Annotated in this window: 15 protein-coding genes; 13 read left to right on the top strand and 2 right to left on the bottom strand. The window is 64.9% G+C overall.

Going from position 1 to position 13,096, the window contains the following annotated elements:
* Positions 1 to 159 precede the first annotated feature (159 nt).
* The 11 genes from trbB to C2U40_RS09585 are packed head-to-tail and all read left to right on the top strand — an operon-like array spanning position 160 to position 9,943.
* Positions 160 to 1,143, top strand: coding sequence for a P-type conjugative transfer ATPase TrbB (gene trbB / locus C2U40_RS09635; protein WP_103827476.1), 984 nt, complete (start codon positions 160 to 162; stop codon positions 1,141 to 1,143).
* Positions 1,140 to 1,472 carry a TrbC/VirB2 family protein gene (locus C2U40_RS09630; protein WP_103243963.1) on the top strand — a complete coding sequence of 111 codons (333 nt, stop codon included), beginning with the start codon at positions 1,140 to 1,142 and terminating at the stop codon, positions 1,470 to 1,472. The genes trbB and C2U40_RS09630 overlap by 4 nt, the downstream gene beginning before the upstream one ends.
* A complete protein-coding gene (locus C2U40_RS09625; RefSeq protein WP_103243964.1) occupies positions 1,472 to 1,753 on the top strand; it encodes a VirB3 family type IV secretion system protein in 282 nt (93 codons plus the stop codon). The genes C2U40_RS09630 and C2U40_RS09625 overlap by 1 nt, the downstream gene beginning before the upstream one ends.
* 12 nt (positions 1,754 to 1,765) lie before the next feature.
* Positions 1,766 to 4,222 carry a conjugal transfer protein TrbE gene (gene trbE / locus C2U40_RS09620; protein WP_103243965.1) on the top strand — a complete coding sequence of 819 codons (2,457 nt, stop codon included), beginning with the start codon at positions 1,766 to 1,768 and terminating at the stop codon, positions 4,220 to 4,222.
* Positions 4,219 to 4,989: a P-type conjugative transfer protein TrbJ gene (trbJ, locus tag C2U40_RS09615; protein ID WP_066115942.1), complete on the top strand. Its 771-nt coding sequence runs from the start codon at positions 4,219 to 4,221 to the stop codon at positions 4,987 to 4,989. The genes trbE and trbJ overlap by 4 nt, the downstream gene beginning before the upstream one ends.
* A gap of 10 nt (positions 4,990 to 4,999) precedes the next feature.
* Positions 5,000 to 5,389: a putative entry exclusion protein TrbK-alt gene (trbK-alt, locus tag C2U40_RS09610; RefSeq protein ID WP_103243966.1), complete on the top strand. Its 390-nt coding sequence runs from the start codon at positions 5,000 to 5,002 to the stop codon at positions 5,387 to 5,389.
* Positions 5,390 to 5,393: 4 nt separating this feature from the next.
* Entirely contained in the window at positions 5,394 to 6,758 is a 1,365-nt protein-coding gene (trbL, locus tag C2U40_RS09605; protein ID WP_103243967.1) for a P-type conjugative transfer protein TrbL, read from the top strand.
* Positions 6,758 to 7,441 (top strand): conjugal transfer protein TrbF, encoded by a 684-nt coding sequence (trbF, locus tag C2U40_RS09600; RefSeq protein ID WP_103243968.1) that lies wholly within the window; start codon positions 6,758 to 6,760, stop codon positions 7,439 to 7,441. The genes trbL and trbF overlap by 1 nt, the downstream gene beginning before the upstream one ends.
* The gene (trbG, locus tag C2U40_RS09595; protein WP_011191356.1) at positions 7,438 to 8,487 is read left to right on the top strand and encodes a P-type conjugative transfer protein TrbG; all 1,050 of its coding nucleotides are present in this window, start codon (positions 7,438 to 7,440) and stop codon (positions 8,485 to 8,487) included. The genes trbF and trbG overlap by 4 nt, the downstream gene beginning before the upstream one ends.
* On the top strand, positions 8,484 to 9,704 hold the full coding sequence (locus tag C2U40_RS09590; RefSeq protein ID WP_103243969.1) for a TrbI/VirB10 family protein: 1,221 nt from the start codon (positions 8,484 to 8,486) through the stop codon (positions 9,702 to 9,704). Before trbG ends, C2U40_RS09590 begins: the two co-directional genes overlap by 4 nt.
* On the top strand, positions 9,704 to 9,943 hold the full coding sequence (locus C2U40_RS09585; protein ID WP_018429611.1) for a DUF2274 domain-containing protein: 240 nt from the start codon (positions 9,704 to 9,706) through the stop codon (positions 9,941 to 9,943). Before C2U40_RS09590 ends, C2U40_RS09585 begins: the two co-directional genes overlap by 1 nt.
* Here C2U40_RS09585 and C2U40_RS09580 read toward each other — a convergent pair.
* Positions 9,940 to 10,836, bottom strand: a complete 897-nt coding sequence (locus C2U40_RS09580; protein ID WP_103243970.1) for a LysR family transcriptional regulator — start codon at positions 10,834 to 10,836, stop codon at positions 9,940 to 9,942. The genes C2U40_RS09585 and C2U40_RS09580 overlap by 4 nt on opposite strands.
* Before the next feature lie 382 nt (positions 10,837 to 11,218).
* Here C2U40_RS09580 and C2U40_RS09575 point away from each other — a divergent pair, with 382 nt between their 5' ends.
* Both C2U40_RS09575 and C2U40_RS09570 read left to right on the top strand, forming a co-directional pair.
* Complete coding sequence (locus C2U40_RS09575; protein WP_231082216.1) at positions 11,219 to 11,626, top strand: MarR family winged helix-turn-helix transcriptional regulator; 408 nt, start codon at positions 11,219 to 11,221, stop codon at positions 11,624 to 11,626.
* A gap of 26 nt (positions 11,627 to 11,652) precedes the next feature.
* Entirely contained in the window at positions 11,653 to 12,612 is a 960-nt protein-coding gene (locus C2U40_RS09570; protein ID WP_103243971.1) for a YeeE/YedE thiosulfate transporter family protein, read from the top strand.
* 38 nt (positions 12,613 to 12,650) lie between these two features.
* On the opposite strand, the gene C2U40_RS09565 is transcribed toward C2U40_RS09570, so the two are convergent.
* Positions 12,651 to 13,082: a DUF6314 family protein gene (locus tag C2U40_RS09565; RefSeq protein WP_232092758.1), complete on the bottom strand. Its 432-nt coding sequence runs from the start codon at positions 13,080 to 13,082 to the stop codon at positions 12,651 to 12,653.
* Positions 13,083 to 13,096: the final 14 nt, after the last annotated feature.

Below are 13,096 nucleotides of genomic sequence, written 5' to 3'. Positions count from 1 at the left end.
GTCCACTTCAAGTATTCCGGCGTTCCGCCGTTTCCCTGTATTTGTACGCTACAGTACGACGACCACATTATGGTTGTTGTCAGGCCATGATTTCTGCCTCTTCTACTCATCCCCGATCCAGGGCCGCATGTCGCGGTCCCGCAAGAGAACGGGGACGACGTGGCGGCCACTCACCAGAAATCGGAGGCGATCCTTCGCGGCGCGCGCATGCTGCGCACGGCCCTCGGGCCGGCGATCGCCCGGTTTCTGGAAGACCCCGCGATCGTCGAGGTGATGCTCAACCCCGATGGGCGGCTCTGGGTCGACCGGCTTTCCGAAGGACTTTCCGACACGGGTGAACTGTTGTCGCCGTCAGACGGCGAGCGGATCATCCGCCTCGTCGCCCATCATGTCGGGGCCGAGGTTCATCCCGGCGCCCCACGTGTCTCAGCCGAGTTGCCCGAAACGGGGGAGCGGTTCGAGGGGCTGTTGCCGCCCGTCGTGTCCGCCCCGGCCTTCGCGATCCGCAAGCCGGCCGTCGCCGTGTTCACGCTCGACGACTATGTCGCCGCCGGGATCATGGCGGCGCATCAGGCCGAGACGCTGCGCCAGGCCGTCGCCGATCGGCGCAACATCCTCGTCGCCGGCGGCACCTCGACCGGCAAGACGACCCTCACCAACGCTTTGCTGGCTGAGGTCTCGAAGACCTCCGACCGCGTCGTCCTGATCGAAGACACGCGCGAACTGCAATGCGCCGCGCCGAACCTCGTCGCCATGCGGACCAAAGACGGCGTCGCCTCGCTCTCCGATCTTGTCCGCTCCTCTCTTCGCCTGCGCCCTGATCGGATTCCGATCGGCGAGGTCCGGGGAGCCGAGGCCCTCGATCTGCTGAAGGCCTGGGGCACAGGACACCCCGGCGGTGTCGGAACCATCCACGCGGGTACGGGCATCGGCGCGCTGCGTCGGATGGAGCAGCTCATCCAGGAAGCCGTCGTCACCGTCCCGCGCGCCCTGATCGCCGAGACGATCGATCTCGTCGCCGTGCTTTCCGGCCGGGGCACGTCGCGCCGCCTCGCCGAACTCGCCCGCATCGAGGGCCTTGGCCCCGACGGCGACTACCGCGTCACGCCCGCAAGCCAGCCCCTCACAGGAGGTCCGTCATGATCCAGCATGCCCTGCGTTTCCGCCGCCATATCGCGACTGCGGTATCCGTCACCTTCGTCTCGCTGGCGCTCGCGCCTGCCGCTCACGCTTCCGGCTCCCAAATGCCCTGGGAGGCCCCGCTACAGTCCATCCTCGAATCCATCGAGGGCCCGGTCGCCAAAATTATCGCGGTGATGATCATCATCATCACCGGCCTGACGCTGGCCTTCGGCGACACGTCGGGCGGCGCGCGCAAGCTCATCCAAATCGTCTTCGGCCTGTCGATCGCCTTCGCTGCGTCCAGCTTCTTCCTGTCCTTCTTCTCGTTCGGCGGCGGGGCGCTCGTCTGATGGCCAACGGCGCAGATCATCATGGCGAGCTGGCGGGCTTCTCGGTCCCGGTCCATCGGTCGCTGACCGAGCACATCCTGCTCGGCGGCGCTCCGCGCTCGATCGCCATTCTCAACGGCACGCTGGCAGCCGCGCTCGGCCTTGGCCTCCGCCTCTGGCTGGTCGGCCTGGGCCTTTGGGCTCTCGGTCATTTCGCGGCCGTCTGGGCGGCCAAGCGCGATCCGCAGTTCGTCGATGTCGTGCGCAAACATCTGCGCATCCCCGGCCACCTGTCGGTTTGAGGAGCGACGCCGATGATGAACCTCGCCGAATATCGCAACCGCAATACCCGTCTCGCCGACTTCCTGCCCTGGGTCGCTCTGGTCGGCGAAGGCATCGTCCTGAACAAGGACGGCAGCTTGCAGCGAACTGCACGGTTTCGCGGACCCGACCTCGACAGTGCCGTTCCGGCCGAGCTGGTCGCGGTCGCCGGGCGCCTCAACAACGCCTTCCGTCGCCTGGGCTCCGGCTGGGCCATCTTCGTCGAGGCGCAGCGCCATGGTGCCGCGACCTATCCGGCCAGCGTGTTCGCCGACAGCGCGTCGGCCTTGGTCGACGCCGAACGGAAAGCCGACTTCGAGGAAGCCGGCGCGCACTTCGAATCGAGCTACTTCCTCACCTTCCTCTACCTTCCCCCGGCCGAAGACGCGGCGCGCGCAGAGACCTGGCTCTATGAGGGTCGCGATCACGCTGGCGTCGATGCGCACGAGATCCTGCGCGGCTTCGCAGACCGCACCGATCGCATCCTTCAGCTCATCGACGCCTTCATGCCGGAATGCGCCTGGCTCGATGACGGCGAGACGCTGACCTATCTGCATTCGACCGTCTCGACCAAGCGGCACCGCGTCCGCGTGCCCGAGACGCCGATATATCTCGATGCGCTGCTGGCCGATCAGCCCCTGACCGGTGGGCTCGAACCCCGGCTCGGCGACGCACATGTCCGCATCCTCACCATTGTCGGCTTCCCGACCGCGACCACGCCCGGCATCCTCGATGAGCTGAACCGGCTGGCCTTTCCCTATCGCTGGTCAACACGCGCCGTCCTGCTCGACAAGACCGACGCCACCAAGCTGCTGACGAAGATCAGGCGTCAGTGGTTCGCCAAGCGCAAGTCGATCGCCGCCATCCTCAAGGAGGTGATGACCAACGAGGCCTCTGCGCTGGTCGATACCGATGCGGCCAACAAGGCCGCCGACGCCGATATGGCGTTGCAGGAGCTGGGCGCCGACTACGCCGGCCAGGCCTATGTCACCGCGACGATCACCGTCTGGGACGATGATCCGCGCATTGCAGCCGAGAAGCTGCGGATGGTCGAGAAGGTCATCCAGGGCCGCGACTTCACCGCCATGCCCGAGACGATCAACGCCGTGGACGCCTGGCTCGGCTCGCTGCCCGGCCATGTCTACGCCAATGTCAGGCAACCTCCGATCTCCACATTGAATCTCGCCCACATGATCCCGCTGTCGGCGGTGTGGGCGGGACCGGAACGGGACGAGCACTTCGATGCACCCCCACTGCTTTACGGCAGAACCGAAGGCTCGACCCCGTTCCGGCTTTCCATCCATGTCGGCGATGTCGGCCATACGCTGATCGTCGGTCCGACCGGCGCCGGAAAATCCGTTTTGCTCGCGCTGATGGCGCTTCAGTTCCGGCGCTATCCACAATCCCAGGTCTTCGCCTTCGACTTCGGGGGATCGATCCGAGCAGCCGCGCTCGCCATGCGGGGCGACTGGCACGATCTCGGCGGCGGCCTGACCGAAGGCGCCGACGACAGCGTGTCGCTTCAGCCGCTGGCCCGGATCGACGATGTCGCCGAACGTGCCTGGGCCGCCGACTGGCTGGTCGCGATCCTGGGGCGAGAGAGCATGCCGGTCACGCCCGAGGTGAAGGAGCATCTCTGGTCGGCGCTCTCCTCGCTGGCGTCCGCGCCGATCAACGAGCGGACGCTCACCGGCCTGTCCGTCCTGCTGCAGTCCAACGACCTGAAGCAGGCGCTTCGGCCCTATTGCGTCGGCGGTCCCTATGGCCGGTTGCTCGACGCCGAGGCCGAGCATCTGGGCGAAGCGAATGTCCAGGTCTTCGAAACAGAAGGGTTGATCGGCACGGGCGCCGCCGCCGCCGTGCTCGCCTATCTCTTCCACCGCATCGAGGACCGCCTCGACGGTCGCCCCACGCTGCTGATCGTCGATGAAGGCTGGCTGGCGCTAGACGACGAGGGTTTCGCCGGTCAGCTCCGCGAGTGGCTGAAGACGCTGCGCAAGAAGAACGCCAGCGTCATCTTCGCGACGCAGTCGCTCTCCGACATCGACGGCTCAGCGATCGCGCCAGCCATCATCGAGAGCTGTCAGACTCGCATCCTGCTGCCGAACGAACGCGCGATCGAGCCGCAGATCACCGCCATCTATCGCCGCTTTGGGCTCAACGATCGCCAGATCGAGATCCTCGCGCGGGCGATGCCTAAGCGCGACTATTACTGCCAGTCGCGGCGCGGCAACCGGCTGTTCGAGCTGGGGCTGTCGGACGTGGCGCTCGCGCTCTGCGCCGCGTCGTCCAAGCAGCACCAGGCGCTGATCGCGGACGTTCACGCCCGCAGCGGCACGGATGGCTTCCTCGCTGAGTGGCTCGCCGAGAACCGGCTTGCCTGGGCCGCGGACCTCATCGCCGACCTCACCAATGTCATCCCCCAAACCGATCCGGAGACACGCCCATGACCCGTTCTACTCAATCCCGCTCGCTTGCACTGCGTATCACCGCAGCGCTGCTTGCCGCGCCGATCGCGCTTTCGCCGATCCTCAGCACTCCCGCCGCTGCGCAATGGATCGTCTACGATCCGACCAACTATGCGCAGAACGTCCTGACGGCGGCGCGCACCCTCCAGCAGGTCAATCAGCAGATCACCCAGCTTCAGAACGAAGCGACGATGCTGATCAACCAGGCCCGCAACCTCGCCAGCCTGCCATACTCCTCGCTCCAGCAGCTTCAGCAGTCGGTTCAGCGCACCCAGCAGCTCCTGCAACAGGCGCAGGGAATCGCCTACGACGTCCAGCGCATCGACCAGGCGTTCACGTCGACCTACGGCAACGCCTCCATGTCCGCCTCCGACCAGGCGCTCGTGGCGCAGGCGCGGGAGCGCTGGCAGAACACGGTCGGCGGCCTGCAGGACGCCATGCGCGTCCAGGCCGGCGTGGTCGGCAACATCGACACCAACCGCGCCGAGATGTCGTCACTGGTCGGCCAGAGCCAGGGCGCGACGGGAGCGCTGCAGGCGACGCAGGCCGGCAACCAGCTTCTCGCGCTGCAAGCGCAGCAGCTTGCCGATCTCACCGCCGTCGTTGCCGCCAACGGCCGGGCGCAAAGCCTGTCCGAGGCCGAGCGATCTGCCGCGGCCGAACAGGGTCGCGAACAGCGCCGACGGTTCCTGACGCCGGGCACCGGCTATCAGCCCGGCAACGCCCGCATGTTCCCGAACGGCAACTGAGGGCGCGGCCATGGACGGCAAGATGCTCGCACGGCTCGGCGCTGTGGTGTTCGTGGCCGTCGCGATCACTGCGACCGCGATCGAGATGAACCGGAAAGAGGAAGTGCGGGAGGCGTGGCCGTCCGACCGGACCACCCAAGCGCAGGGCGATCCGTTGCGCGACGAAATGATCCGCTGCCAGGTGCTCGGCGAAGCGGGGCCGCGCGATCCGGCGTGCCTGCGGGCCTGGGCCGAAAACCGCAACCGCTTCCTCGCGCCCGGCGCGCGACCTACCGAGCGCTTGCCGGACATCCCGCCAGCGCCGCGAAACACTCTCATACCCCAATCGGACCGCACCGATCAGCCGGCCTTCGAGCCCGCCGCACCGATCGCGCCGCCGCAGCTCGACGAGGCGAGATAAGATCATGGGCGGCACCGGCGTCATTGACCATTTTCTTGAGGTCTTCACCCGCTACATCGACAGCGGATTCGGGCTACTCAGCGGCGAAGTCGCCTTCATCGCCACCACCCTGATCGTCATCGACGTGACGCTGGCGGCGCTGTTCTGGAGCTGGGGCGCCGACGACGACATCATGGCCCGCCTGGTGAAGAAGACGCTGTTCGTCGGCGTGTTCGCCTACATCATCGGTAATTGGAACAACCTCGCCCGGATCATTTTCGAGAGCTTCGCCGGCCTCGGCCTGAAGGCTAGCGGCACCGGGTTCACCACGGCCGACCTCTTGCGCCCTGGCAAGGTCGCTCAGACCGGGCTCGACGCCGGACGGCCGCTGCTCGATTCCATCTCCAGCCTCATGGGCTACTGGTCGTTCTTCGAGAACTTCATCCAGATCGCCTGCATGTTCCTGGCCTGGGCGCTGGTGCTGCTCGCTTTTTTCATCCTCGCCATCCAGCTCTTCGTCACGCTCATCGAGTTCAAGCTGACGACGCTCGCCGGCTTCGTGCTGATCCCGTTCGGCCTGTTCGGCAAGTCGGCCTTCATGGCCGAACGCGTGCTCGGCAACGTCATCTCCTCCGGCATCAAGGTGCTGGTGCTGGCCGTCATCATCGGCATCGGCTCGACGCTCTTCTCAGAATTCACATCCGGTTTCGGCGGCCAGAACCCGACAATCGACGAAGCGATGGCGATCGTGCTCGCCGCGCTGTCGCTGCTCGGCCTCGGTATCTTCGGTCCCGGTATTGCAAGCGGCATCGTCTCCGGTGGTCCCCAGCTCAGCGCCGGAGCAGCAGTCGGCACTGGCCTGGCCGCAGGCGGCATGGTCGCGCTCGGCGCTGGCGCCGTCGGCGCCGCTGCGTCGGGTGGTGCTGCGCTGGCCGGTGGTGCCGCCGCCGCCGCTCGTGGCGGTGCTGCGATCGCCGGCGGCGCGTCCACCGCTTACAGCCTTGGCTCAGCCGGGCAGGCCGGCGCGGTCGGTGTCGCTTCCGGTCTCGGCGGGGTCGTGCGTGCCGGCGGCAGCGCCGCCGTCTCACCTCTGCGTCGCGCCGCATCGCGTGCCGCCGAAAGCATGCGCTCAAGCTTCAACGCTGGCGGCAAGGCCGCCTTTGAGGCGACAGGCGGCACTTCCACCATGGGCTCGATCGGCGGTGACGCGGCCGGTGATGGCGCCGCTGCCGCCGGTTCCGCGAACGCCGGCGGTCCGCCGGCCTGGGCGCAGCGGATGCGCCGATCCCAGCACGTGACCCATGCCGTCCAGGCCACGGCCCATGCCGTCCGCTCCGGCGACGCCCACGGCGGCGGCTCTTCCATCAATCTTTCCGAAGGCGATCGCTGATGTTCAAACGACCCTCTACCCATTATGGCAAGGCCCCCGAGCCGGCGACGCCCTATCAACGCGCCACCCAGGTCTGGGATGAGCGCATCGGCGCCTCGCGCGTGCAGGCCAAGAACTGGCGGCTCATGGCGTTCGGCTCGCTGATCCTATCGGCCGGGTTCGCCATCGCGCTCGTCGTGCAGTCAGCACGCGGGACGATCGTACCCTGGGTGGTCCAAGTCGATCGCATCGGTCAGGCGCAGGCCGTCGCGCCCGCCGAGGCCGACTATCGTCCGACCGATCCGCAGATTGCCTTCCACCTAGCGCGCTTCATCGAGCAGGTCCGGAGCATTCCGGCCGATGCGATCATCGTCCGGCAGAACTGGCTGCGCGCCTACGACTTCACGACTGACCGCGGCGCCATGGCGCTCAATGACTACGCCCGCTCCAACGACCCCTTTACACGGGTCGGCCGGCAGCAGGTCGCTGTCGACGTCTCCAGCGTCATCCGCGCGTCCCCGGACAGCTTCCGCGTCGCCTGGGTCGAGCGCCGATACGAAAATGGCCAGCTCGCCGAGACCACGCGCTGGACCGCGATCCTGACGATCGTCGTGCAGATCCCCCGAAACGCCGACCGGCTCAGGGCGAACCCGCTCGGCATCTACGTCAACGCCATCAACTGGTCACGGGAGCTTGGGCAATGAAGCCGTATTTCCGTAAAGCCGGAAACCCGGCTTCACACACACACGTACTCCCGGCTCTCCGTAGAGCCGCATTCCCGGTCGTTCTGCTAGCGGCGACCGCGCTCGCGGGCTGCGCGACCACCAATCCGCCGCCGGAGATTTCCTACGACAATGCGGCTCCGGCGGTGCAGACCGTCGATCCACCCGCGCCGGTCACCGTGGTCGAGCTGCCCCGGCCGCTGCCGCTGCCTGGCCAATTGCAGCGTGTGGAGGAGACGCGGCGTGCCCCGGAGCCTTCTAATCCGACCGCTCGCGTCAACCAGGCAAACGAGGCGGCACGAGTCCAGCCGGTGCGCGACGGCTTCATTAACTCGATGCAGGTCTACCCGTGGACTCAAGGGGCGCTTTATCAAGTCTATACCGCCGTCGGGCAGATCACCGACATCGCGCTCCAACCCGGGGAGCAGCTTGTCGGCGCAGGCCCGGTGGCCGCCGGCGACACAGTGCGCTGGATCATCGGCGACACCGAGAGCGGATCGGGGGCAACGCGCCAGATCCACATCCTAGTAAAGCCCACCCGCGCCGACCTGATGACAAACCTCGTCATCAACACCAACATGCGCACCTATCACATGGAGCTGCGCTCGACAGAGCGCACCTATATGGCGTCGGTCTCATGGCAGTATCCGCAAGACCAGCTCATTGCGCTGCGCCGTCAGAACGCCGAGGCGCAGGCGGCCCAGCCGGTGGCGAGCGGCGTCGATCTCGCGAACGTCAACTTCCGCTATGCGATCGAGGGCGACCGTGCGCCGTGGCGGCCGCTGCGCGCCTTCGACGACGGACGCCAGGTCTTTATCGAGTTTCCGCGCGGCATCGGTCAGGGCGAGATGCCGCCACTCTTCGTCGTCGGCCCCGAGGGCAACACCTCTGAGCTCGTGAACTATCGCGTTCGCGGCCACCACATGATCGTTGATCGTCTGTTCGCGGCTGCCGAACTTCGCTTCGGCTCCGGCCGCGAGCAGAAGCGCGTCAGGATCGTCCGCACAGACGGGAGGCCGACCTCGTGAGCGAGAACCCGCCCCGGATTGAGGAAGTGCCGGACGACGATGCGCAGCCCCTGACCGGCGAGCCGGTCGGGCCTGCGCCGATGCGGCTGCGGGCCGAACCGCCCCGCGTCACCCGGTTGTCGCGGAAGGTTCTCGCCGGCCTCGGTCTTGTCGCCAGCGTCGGGCTCGGAGGTGCGCTGATCTACGCGCTTCAGACCCGCGACGCCGGTCGGCCGAACGACGAACTCTATTCGACCGAGAACCGCTCGACCGCTGACGGACTGGCCGGCCTGCCGCGAGATTACAGTGGCGTGCCACAGCTCGGTCCCCCTCTTCCCGGTGACCTCGGCCGGCCGATCCTTAGTACCCAGGATCGCGGACAGCCGGTGCCCACACCCGGGACGGCCACGCCCAATCCCGGCATCAGCCCGGAAGAGCAGCGCCGCCTTCAGGAAATCGAGACCGCGCGCACCAGCCGTCTCTTCTCCGGATCGGAAAGCCGGGGCACACCCGCTGCTGCGGGAGCTGCCCCAGCGCTCGCGCCGGTGCCGGATTTGGCGAGCATTGGCCTCGCTCCGCCGCCCGCCACGCCCTCGGCGCAGGACCGGCAGAACGCGTTTCTGAACGCCGCGGCCGATCGCAGGACGGTTGCGCCCGATCGCGTCGCTGCGCCAGTATCGCCGAACGTCCTTCAGGCGGGAGCAGTGATATCCGCGGCGCTGATCACCGGCATCCGATCCGATCTACCCGGCCAGATCACCGCGCAGGTCACCGAAAACATCTACGACAGCCCAACCGGCCGTATCTTGCTTGTGCCGCAAGGCACTCGTGTGGTCGGGCAGTACGACAACAACGTGCAGTTCGGCCAGAGCCGAGTCCTGCTCGTCTGGACTCGGCTCGTCTTCCCGAACGGGCGCTCGATCGTTCTCGAGCGCCAGCCTGGTGCTGACGCTGAAGGGTTCGCCGGGCTGCAGGATGGCGTCGATTACCATTGGTGGGATCTGGCCAAGGCTGCGGGATTGTCGACACTGCTGAGCGTCGGCGCCGAACTCGCGGTCGACAACGACGATCAGCTCGTTCAGGCGATCCGGAACGGTGGGCAGGACACCATCAACGACGCAGGGCAGCAGATTGTGAGGCGTCAGCTCAACGTCGCGCCCACGATCACTATTCGGCCCGGATTTCCCGTGCGCGTTATCGTGACGCGAGACTTGGTACTGGAGCCATATGGAGGTTGATGATGTCGAAGCTTAAGCTAGGCCCCATCGCGGACGACAAGCCGCTTAAGGTACAGGTCGAGCTACCTGCAGCTCTCCACCAGGACCTTGTTGACTACGCCCACCTATTGGGCCGAGAGCAAGGTCAGTCCGCTGTTGACCCAGCTCGGTTAATCGTCCCGATGTTACAACGGTTCATCGCGACAGACCGTGGCTTCGCCAAAGCCAGGCGAACGTTGACGCCGGGGAGCGCCGATTAATCCGTGGTCCCCGCTCTAGAGGGGGTGTCGAAACACTTCAGCAGCAGCGGCAGAGTCGGGTTGTCGTTGTCACTGGAAGAAATTATAGCGGCCGTCGGCGCCCGCGCCGATGGGAGCGGGATCAACGCGATATCCGGCCGGTAGATCACGCTGGTGATGGTCAAGCCGAAGCCCTGTTCGACCATCGTCAGCAGGGTTTCTCGGCTGACTTGTTGGATCGAGAGTTGAACCGCTCCGTCTCCGGCGCCCACCATGCGCCGGAGTATGCCAGCGAGCTCACGCCCAGCGCCATCCGAGCGAACGAGGAAGACTTCGTCACAAATGTCCTCCCACGACAGCTGTGGCCGTGCTGCCAACTCGTGAAGCGGGGACAATGCCACGAACAGATCTGGTTCGCAGAGACGTCGAACTTGGAACTGAGGGCTCTTGCTCGCACTCAGGCTGATTGCTGCGTCCAGTAATCCGCGCTTCACCCCCAAAGTGTTTTCTTCTGAAGTGCCTTCCTCAAGCTTTACCTCGATCGTCGGATGTCTATTTCTGAATGCCGAGAGAATGTTGATGATCGGGCACGCCGGGAACGCTTCAAGCATTCCAAACCTCACGAGCCCGGTCTTGAGTTTCCGCGCGGAGCGGATCTCCGTTGCGGCGTTACGAAGGTAGCGCGCTCCCACCACCGCTTGTTGAAGGAAGCGCTCACCTTCTGGAGTCAGCCCTGCCCCCGCTCGCGTACGCTTGAAGAGAGAAAAGCCAAGTTGGCGCTCAAACAGCTGCACACGTCGGCTGACGGTGGATTGCGATATCGATAGGCGCTCCGCCGCTCGGCGGAAGCTGCCGGCCTCGGCGACCTGAACGGCGTACTTCAGGTATCGGAGATCAAGAGTCAGGTCGGGCATGAGACCCGTCCGATCATACCGGCGGTCTCATCGGCGAACCGCCTGCGCCCGGTGAGCGGCACCCATGCACGTCCACTTTCATCGAGCCCACCCCCGCTAGCGCCTGGGGAACGAGCACGTCCGTTGATCTCAGATGTGGAATCCGAGCTGAGCCCCTCAATGAGCATGACCATGTCCGAATCTGTCATAGATGCATGCGGCGGTCATACATTTTCACACGCTTGAAGTCTATGCGCGAAGCATATATTCTTGCGGTATGGAGCCTGAGGTCGCCAAGTACCATTTAGGTGCACTCGCGTTGGCGGTTGCAGACAGCATCGCCAGTGTCTCGGCCTCGTTTTCACCAAGCGGCCCGGGGACCGCCGTGATGGTGTTACTCAGCATGGAGCCCGGACTGCCGATCAGCGTTTTGGCTACCTCGATCGGGCTTTCTCATGCCGGGACGGTGCGATTGATCGATAGGCTCGAGCGCGAACAGTTGGTGGAACGACGAAGACAAATCACCGACAGGCGGGCGCGCTTCATTCACCTCACCAATTCGGGGAAGAAGATAACGGACGCCTTGCTCAAGGCACGGGAGCAGGTGATCTCCGAATGTATTTCGCCCCTGTCGCCCAATGACCTCGACATTCTAGGCATGCTGTCGGAGCGGCTCCTTGTGGCAAACGGCTTCGACAAAGATGGCTCGGTCAGCCTTTGCCATCTGTGCGGCTACAGCAGGATCGCGCCTTCCCGTGGTAAAGCTAAGCCGGGGCGCTCGCCACGCTGGAACGTCGCATCAGAAGGCTGACGATATGATCAGGCAGGCTTGAAATAATGGGATCGTTTGCGCTCGAACTTCTTCTATGCGTACTTGCCTTCGGGTTCGGATATGCGGCGAACCAAGGCGGAACCTGTTTAGTGGTGGCCGCTCATGAGTTACACAGAAGACAGCCGCCGAAAATGTTCGTCGGATTTCTCGCAGCGTCGGCAGCGGCAGGCCTGGTTGCGGTCCCGATAGTCTGGACGGGAACACTGGGCGCAACACTCGCACCCTCGACCAGCATCAATTTCCTCCTGCTCATCGGCGCCATCGCCTTCGGCCTCGGCGCACTCATTAATGACACATGCCTGCTCGGATCGCTGGCGCGGCTTGGGGATGGGGAGATGCGACTTCTAGCTCTACCCTTGGGATTAACGATTGGTATCTTGGTTGCCGACCATGGCAGGTTCGGCTACGATTCAACATGGCCAAGCTTAATCTCCAAACCGAGCGCAACAGGCCTCGTTACTCTCCTAGCCTTCCTAGTTGTGCTCGTGCTGGCACTCGTTTTCGTTTCCACGAAGAGCGTTCTGCGAACAAAGCCGGGTTGGTCGTTCGGCGCTTCGATGATTGGACTCGGTATCACTGGCGGACTTCTATATGCACTCTCGCCGGCCTGGACCTTCGCAGACGTGATTCAACGCGCCCTTCCTCTCAGAATGTCGCCGGCCGGCGAGGTCGCGCTCACTGCGGTGATCTCTTCGATCGCAGGCGCCCTAACCGCCTCCTTTCGCCAAGGCAATCTGCGTCTCCAACTGCCGACAGCCAATGGCATTCTGCGATCTATCGTCGGCGGCACATTGATGGGTATCGGCATCGCGCTCATACCCGGCGGGAATGATGGGTTGATCCTCGCAGCGGTTCCGACTCTTTCACCTGGTGGGATAGTCGCCTACCTTCTGATGACGACGACAATCGTCTTCGGATTTGCAGCGCGTGGTAAGTTATTCCGGCGCTGCCTTTCACGGCCATGATAAGGGCAACAGAGGACTTGCCCTCCTGACATGAGCATTTATCCCGACCGGGAATATCGGCTGACTAGCTCGTATGCCTTTGCAGGCCCTTGGACCATGATGACCACTTCAAAGGCCGCCGGCCCCAGAATCCTGTAGGTTGCATGGTAGGTGTCGTCTCCGCAGGCATAGACGCCACTCGCTTCCAACCCGGTATCCGTCCGCGAGAAACTCAAGCTGAGGAACTGCGTCCCGATATGAGGTCCGTCTGCGAACTCGACGACAACACTGTCCTCGCTCAAGCGATAGCGATACTGCCGGCACGCGGAGAATACTCTGCCATCTGCCAGTGTGAGAATGCCGCTCTCTCGATAAGCGAGCGCGCCTTCGCCGAAACGGGCGAAGACCGCGTCGCCATGCAGCTGAGCGCCTCCGGGCTCGATATCGCGACGGAGCATCCATGCCCCGCGGAGGTTCTGCAGGATTTGCACGCCGCCGTCACGAG

The sequence above is a fragment of the Aeromonas sp. ASNIH4 genome (genome assembly GCF_002934425.1).
Classification (GTDB): Bacteria; Pseudomonadota; Gammaproteobacteria; order Enterobacterales; family Aeromonadaceae; genus Aeromonas; species Aeromonas hydrophila.
This window is presented reverse-complemented; position numbering and strand designations above follow the sequence as displayed.

Coding starts and splice junctions, on each gene's coding strand:
- C2U40_RS09630 (WP_103243963.1), top strand. CDS start 1,140: ATGATCCAGCATGCCCTGCGTTTCCGCCGCCATATCGCGACTGCGGTA.
- C2U40_RS09625 (WP_103243964.1), top strand. CDS start 1,472: ATGGCCAACGGCGCAGATCATCATGGCGAGCTGGCGGGCTTCTCGGTC.
- trbE (WP_103243965.1), top strand. CDS start 1,766: ATGATGAACCTCGCCGAATATCGCAACCGCAATACCCGTCTCGCCGAC.
- trbJ (WP_066115942.1), top strand. CDS start 4,219: ATGACCCGTTCTACTCAATCCCGCTCGCTTGCACTGCGTATCACCGCA.
- trbK-alt (WP_103243966.1), top strand. CDS start 5,000: ATGGACGGCAAGATGCTCGCACGGCTCGGCGCTGTGGTGTTCGTGGCC.
- trbL (WP_103243967.1), top strand. CDS start 5,394: ATGGGCGGCACCGGCGTCATTGACCATTTTCTTGAGGTCTTCACCCGC.
- trbF (WP_103243968.1), top strand. CDS start 6,758: ATGTTCAAACGACCCTCTACCCATTATGGCAAGGCCCCCGAGCCGGCG.
- trbG (WP_011191356.1), top strand. CDS start 7,438: ATGAAGCCGTATTTCCGTAAAGCCGGAAACCCGGCTTCACACACACAC.
- C2U40_RS09585 (WP_018429611.1), top strand. CDS start 9,704: ATGATGTCGAAGCTTAAGCTAGGCCCCATCGCGGACGACAAGCCGCTT.
- C2U40_RS09580 (WP_103243970.1), bottom strand. CDS start 10,836: ATGCCCGACCTGACTCTTGATCTCCGATACCTGAAGTACGCCGTTCAG.
- C2U40_RS09575 (WP_231082216.1), top strand. CDS start 11,219: ATGGAGCCCGGACTGCCGATCAGCGTTTTGGCTACCTCGATCGGGCTT.
- C2U40_RS09570 (WP_103243971.1), top strand. CDS start 11,653: ATGGGATCGTTTGCGCTCGAACTTCTTCTATGCGTACTTGCCTTCGGG.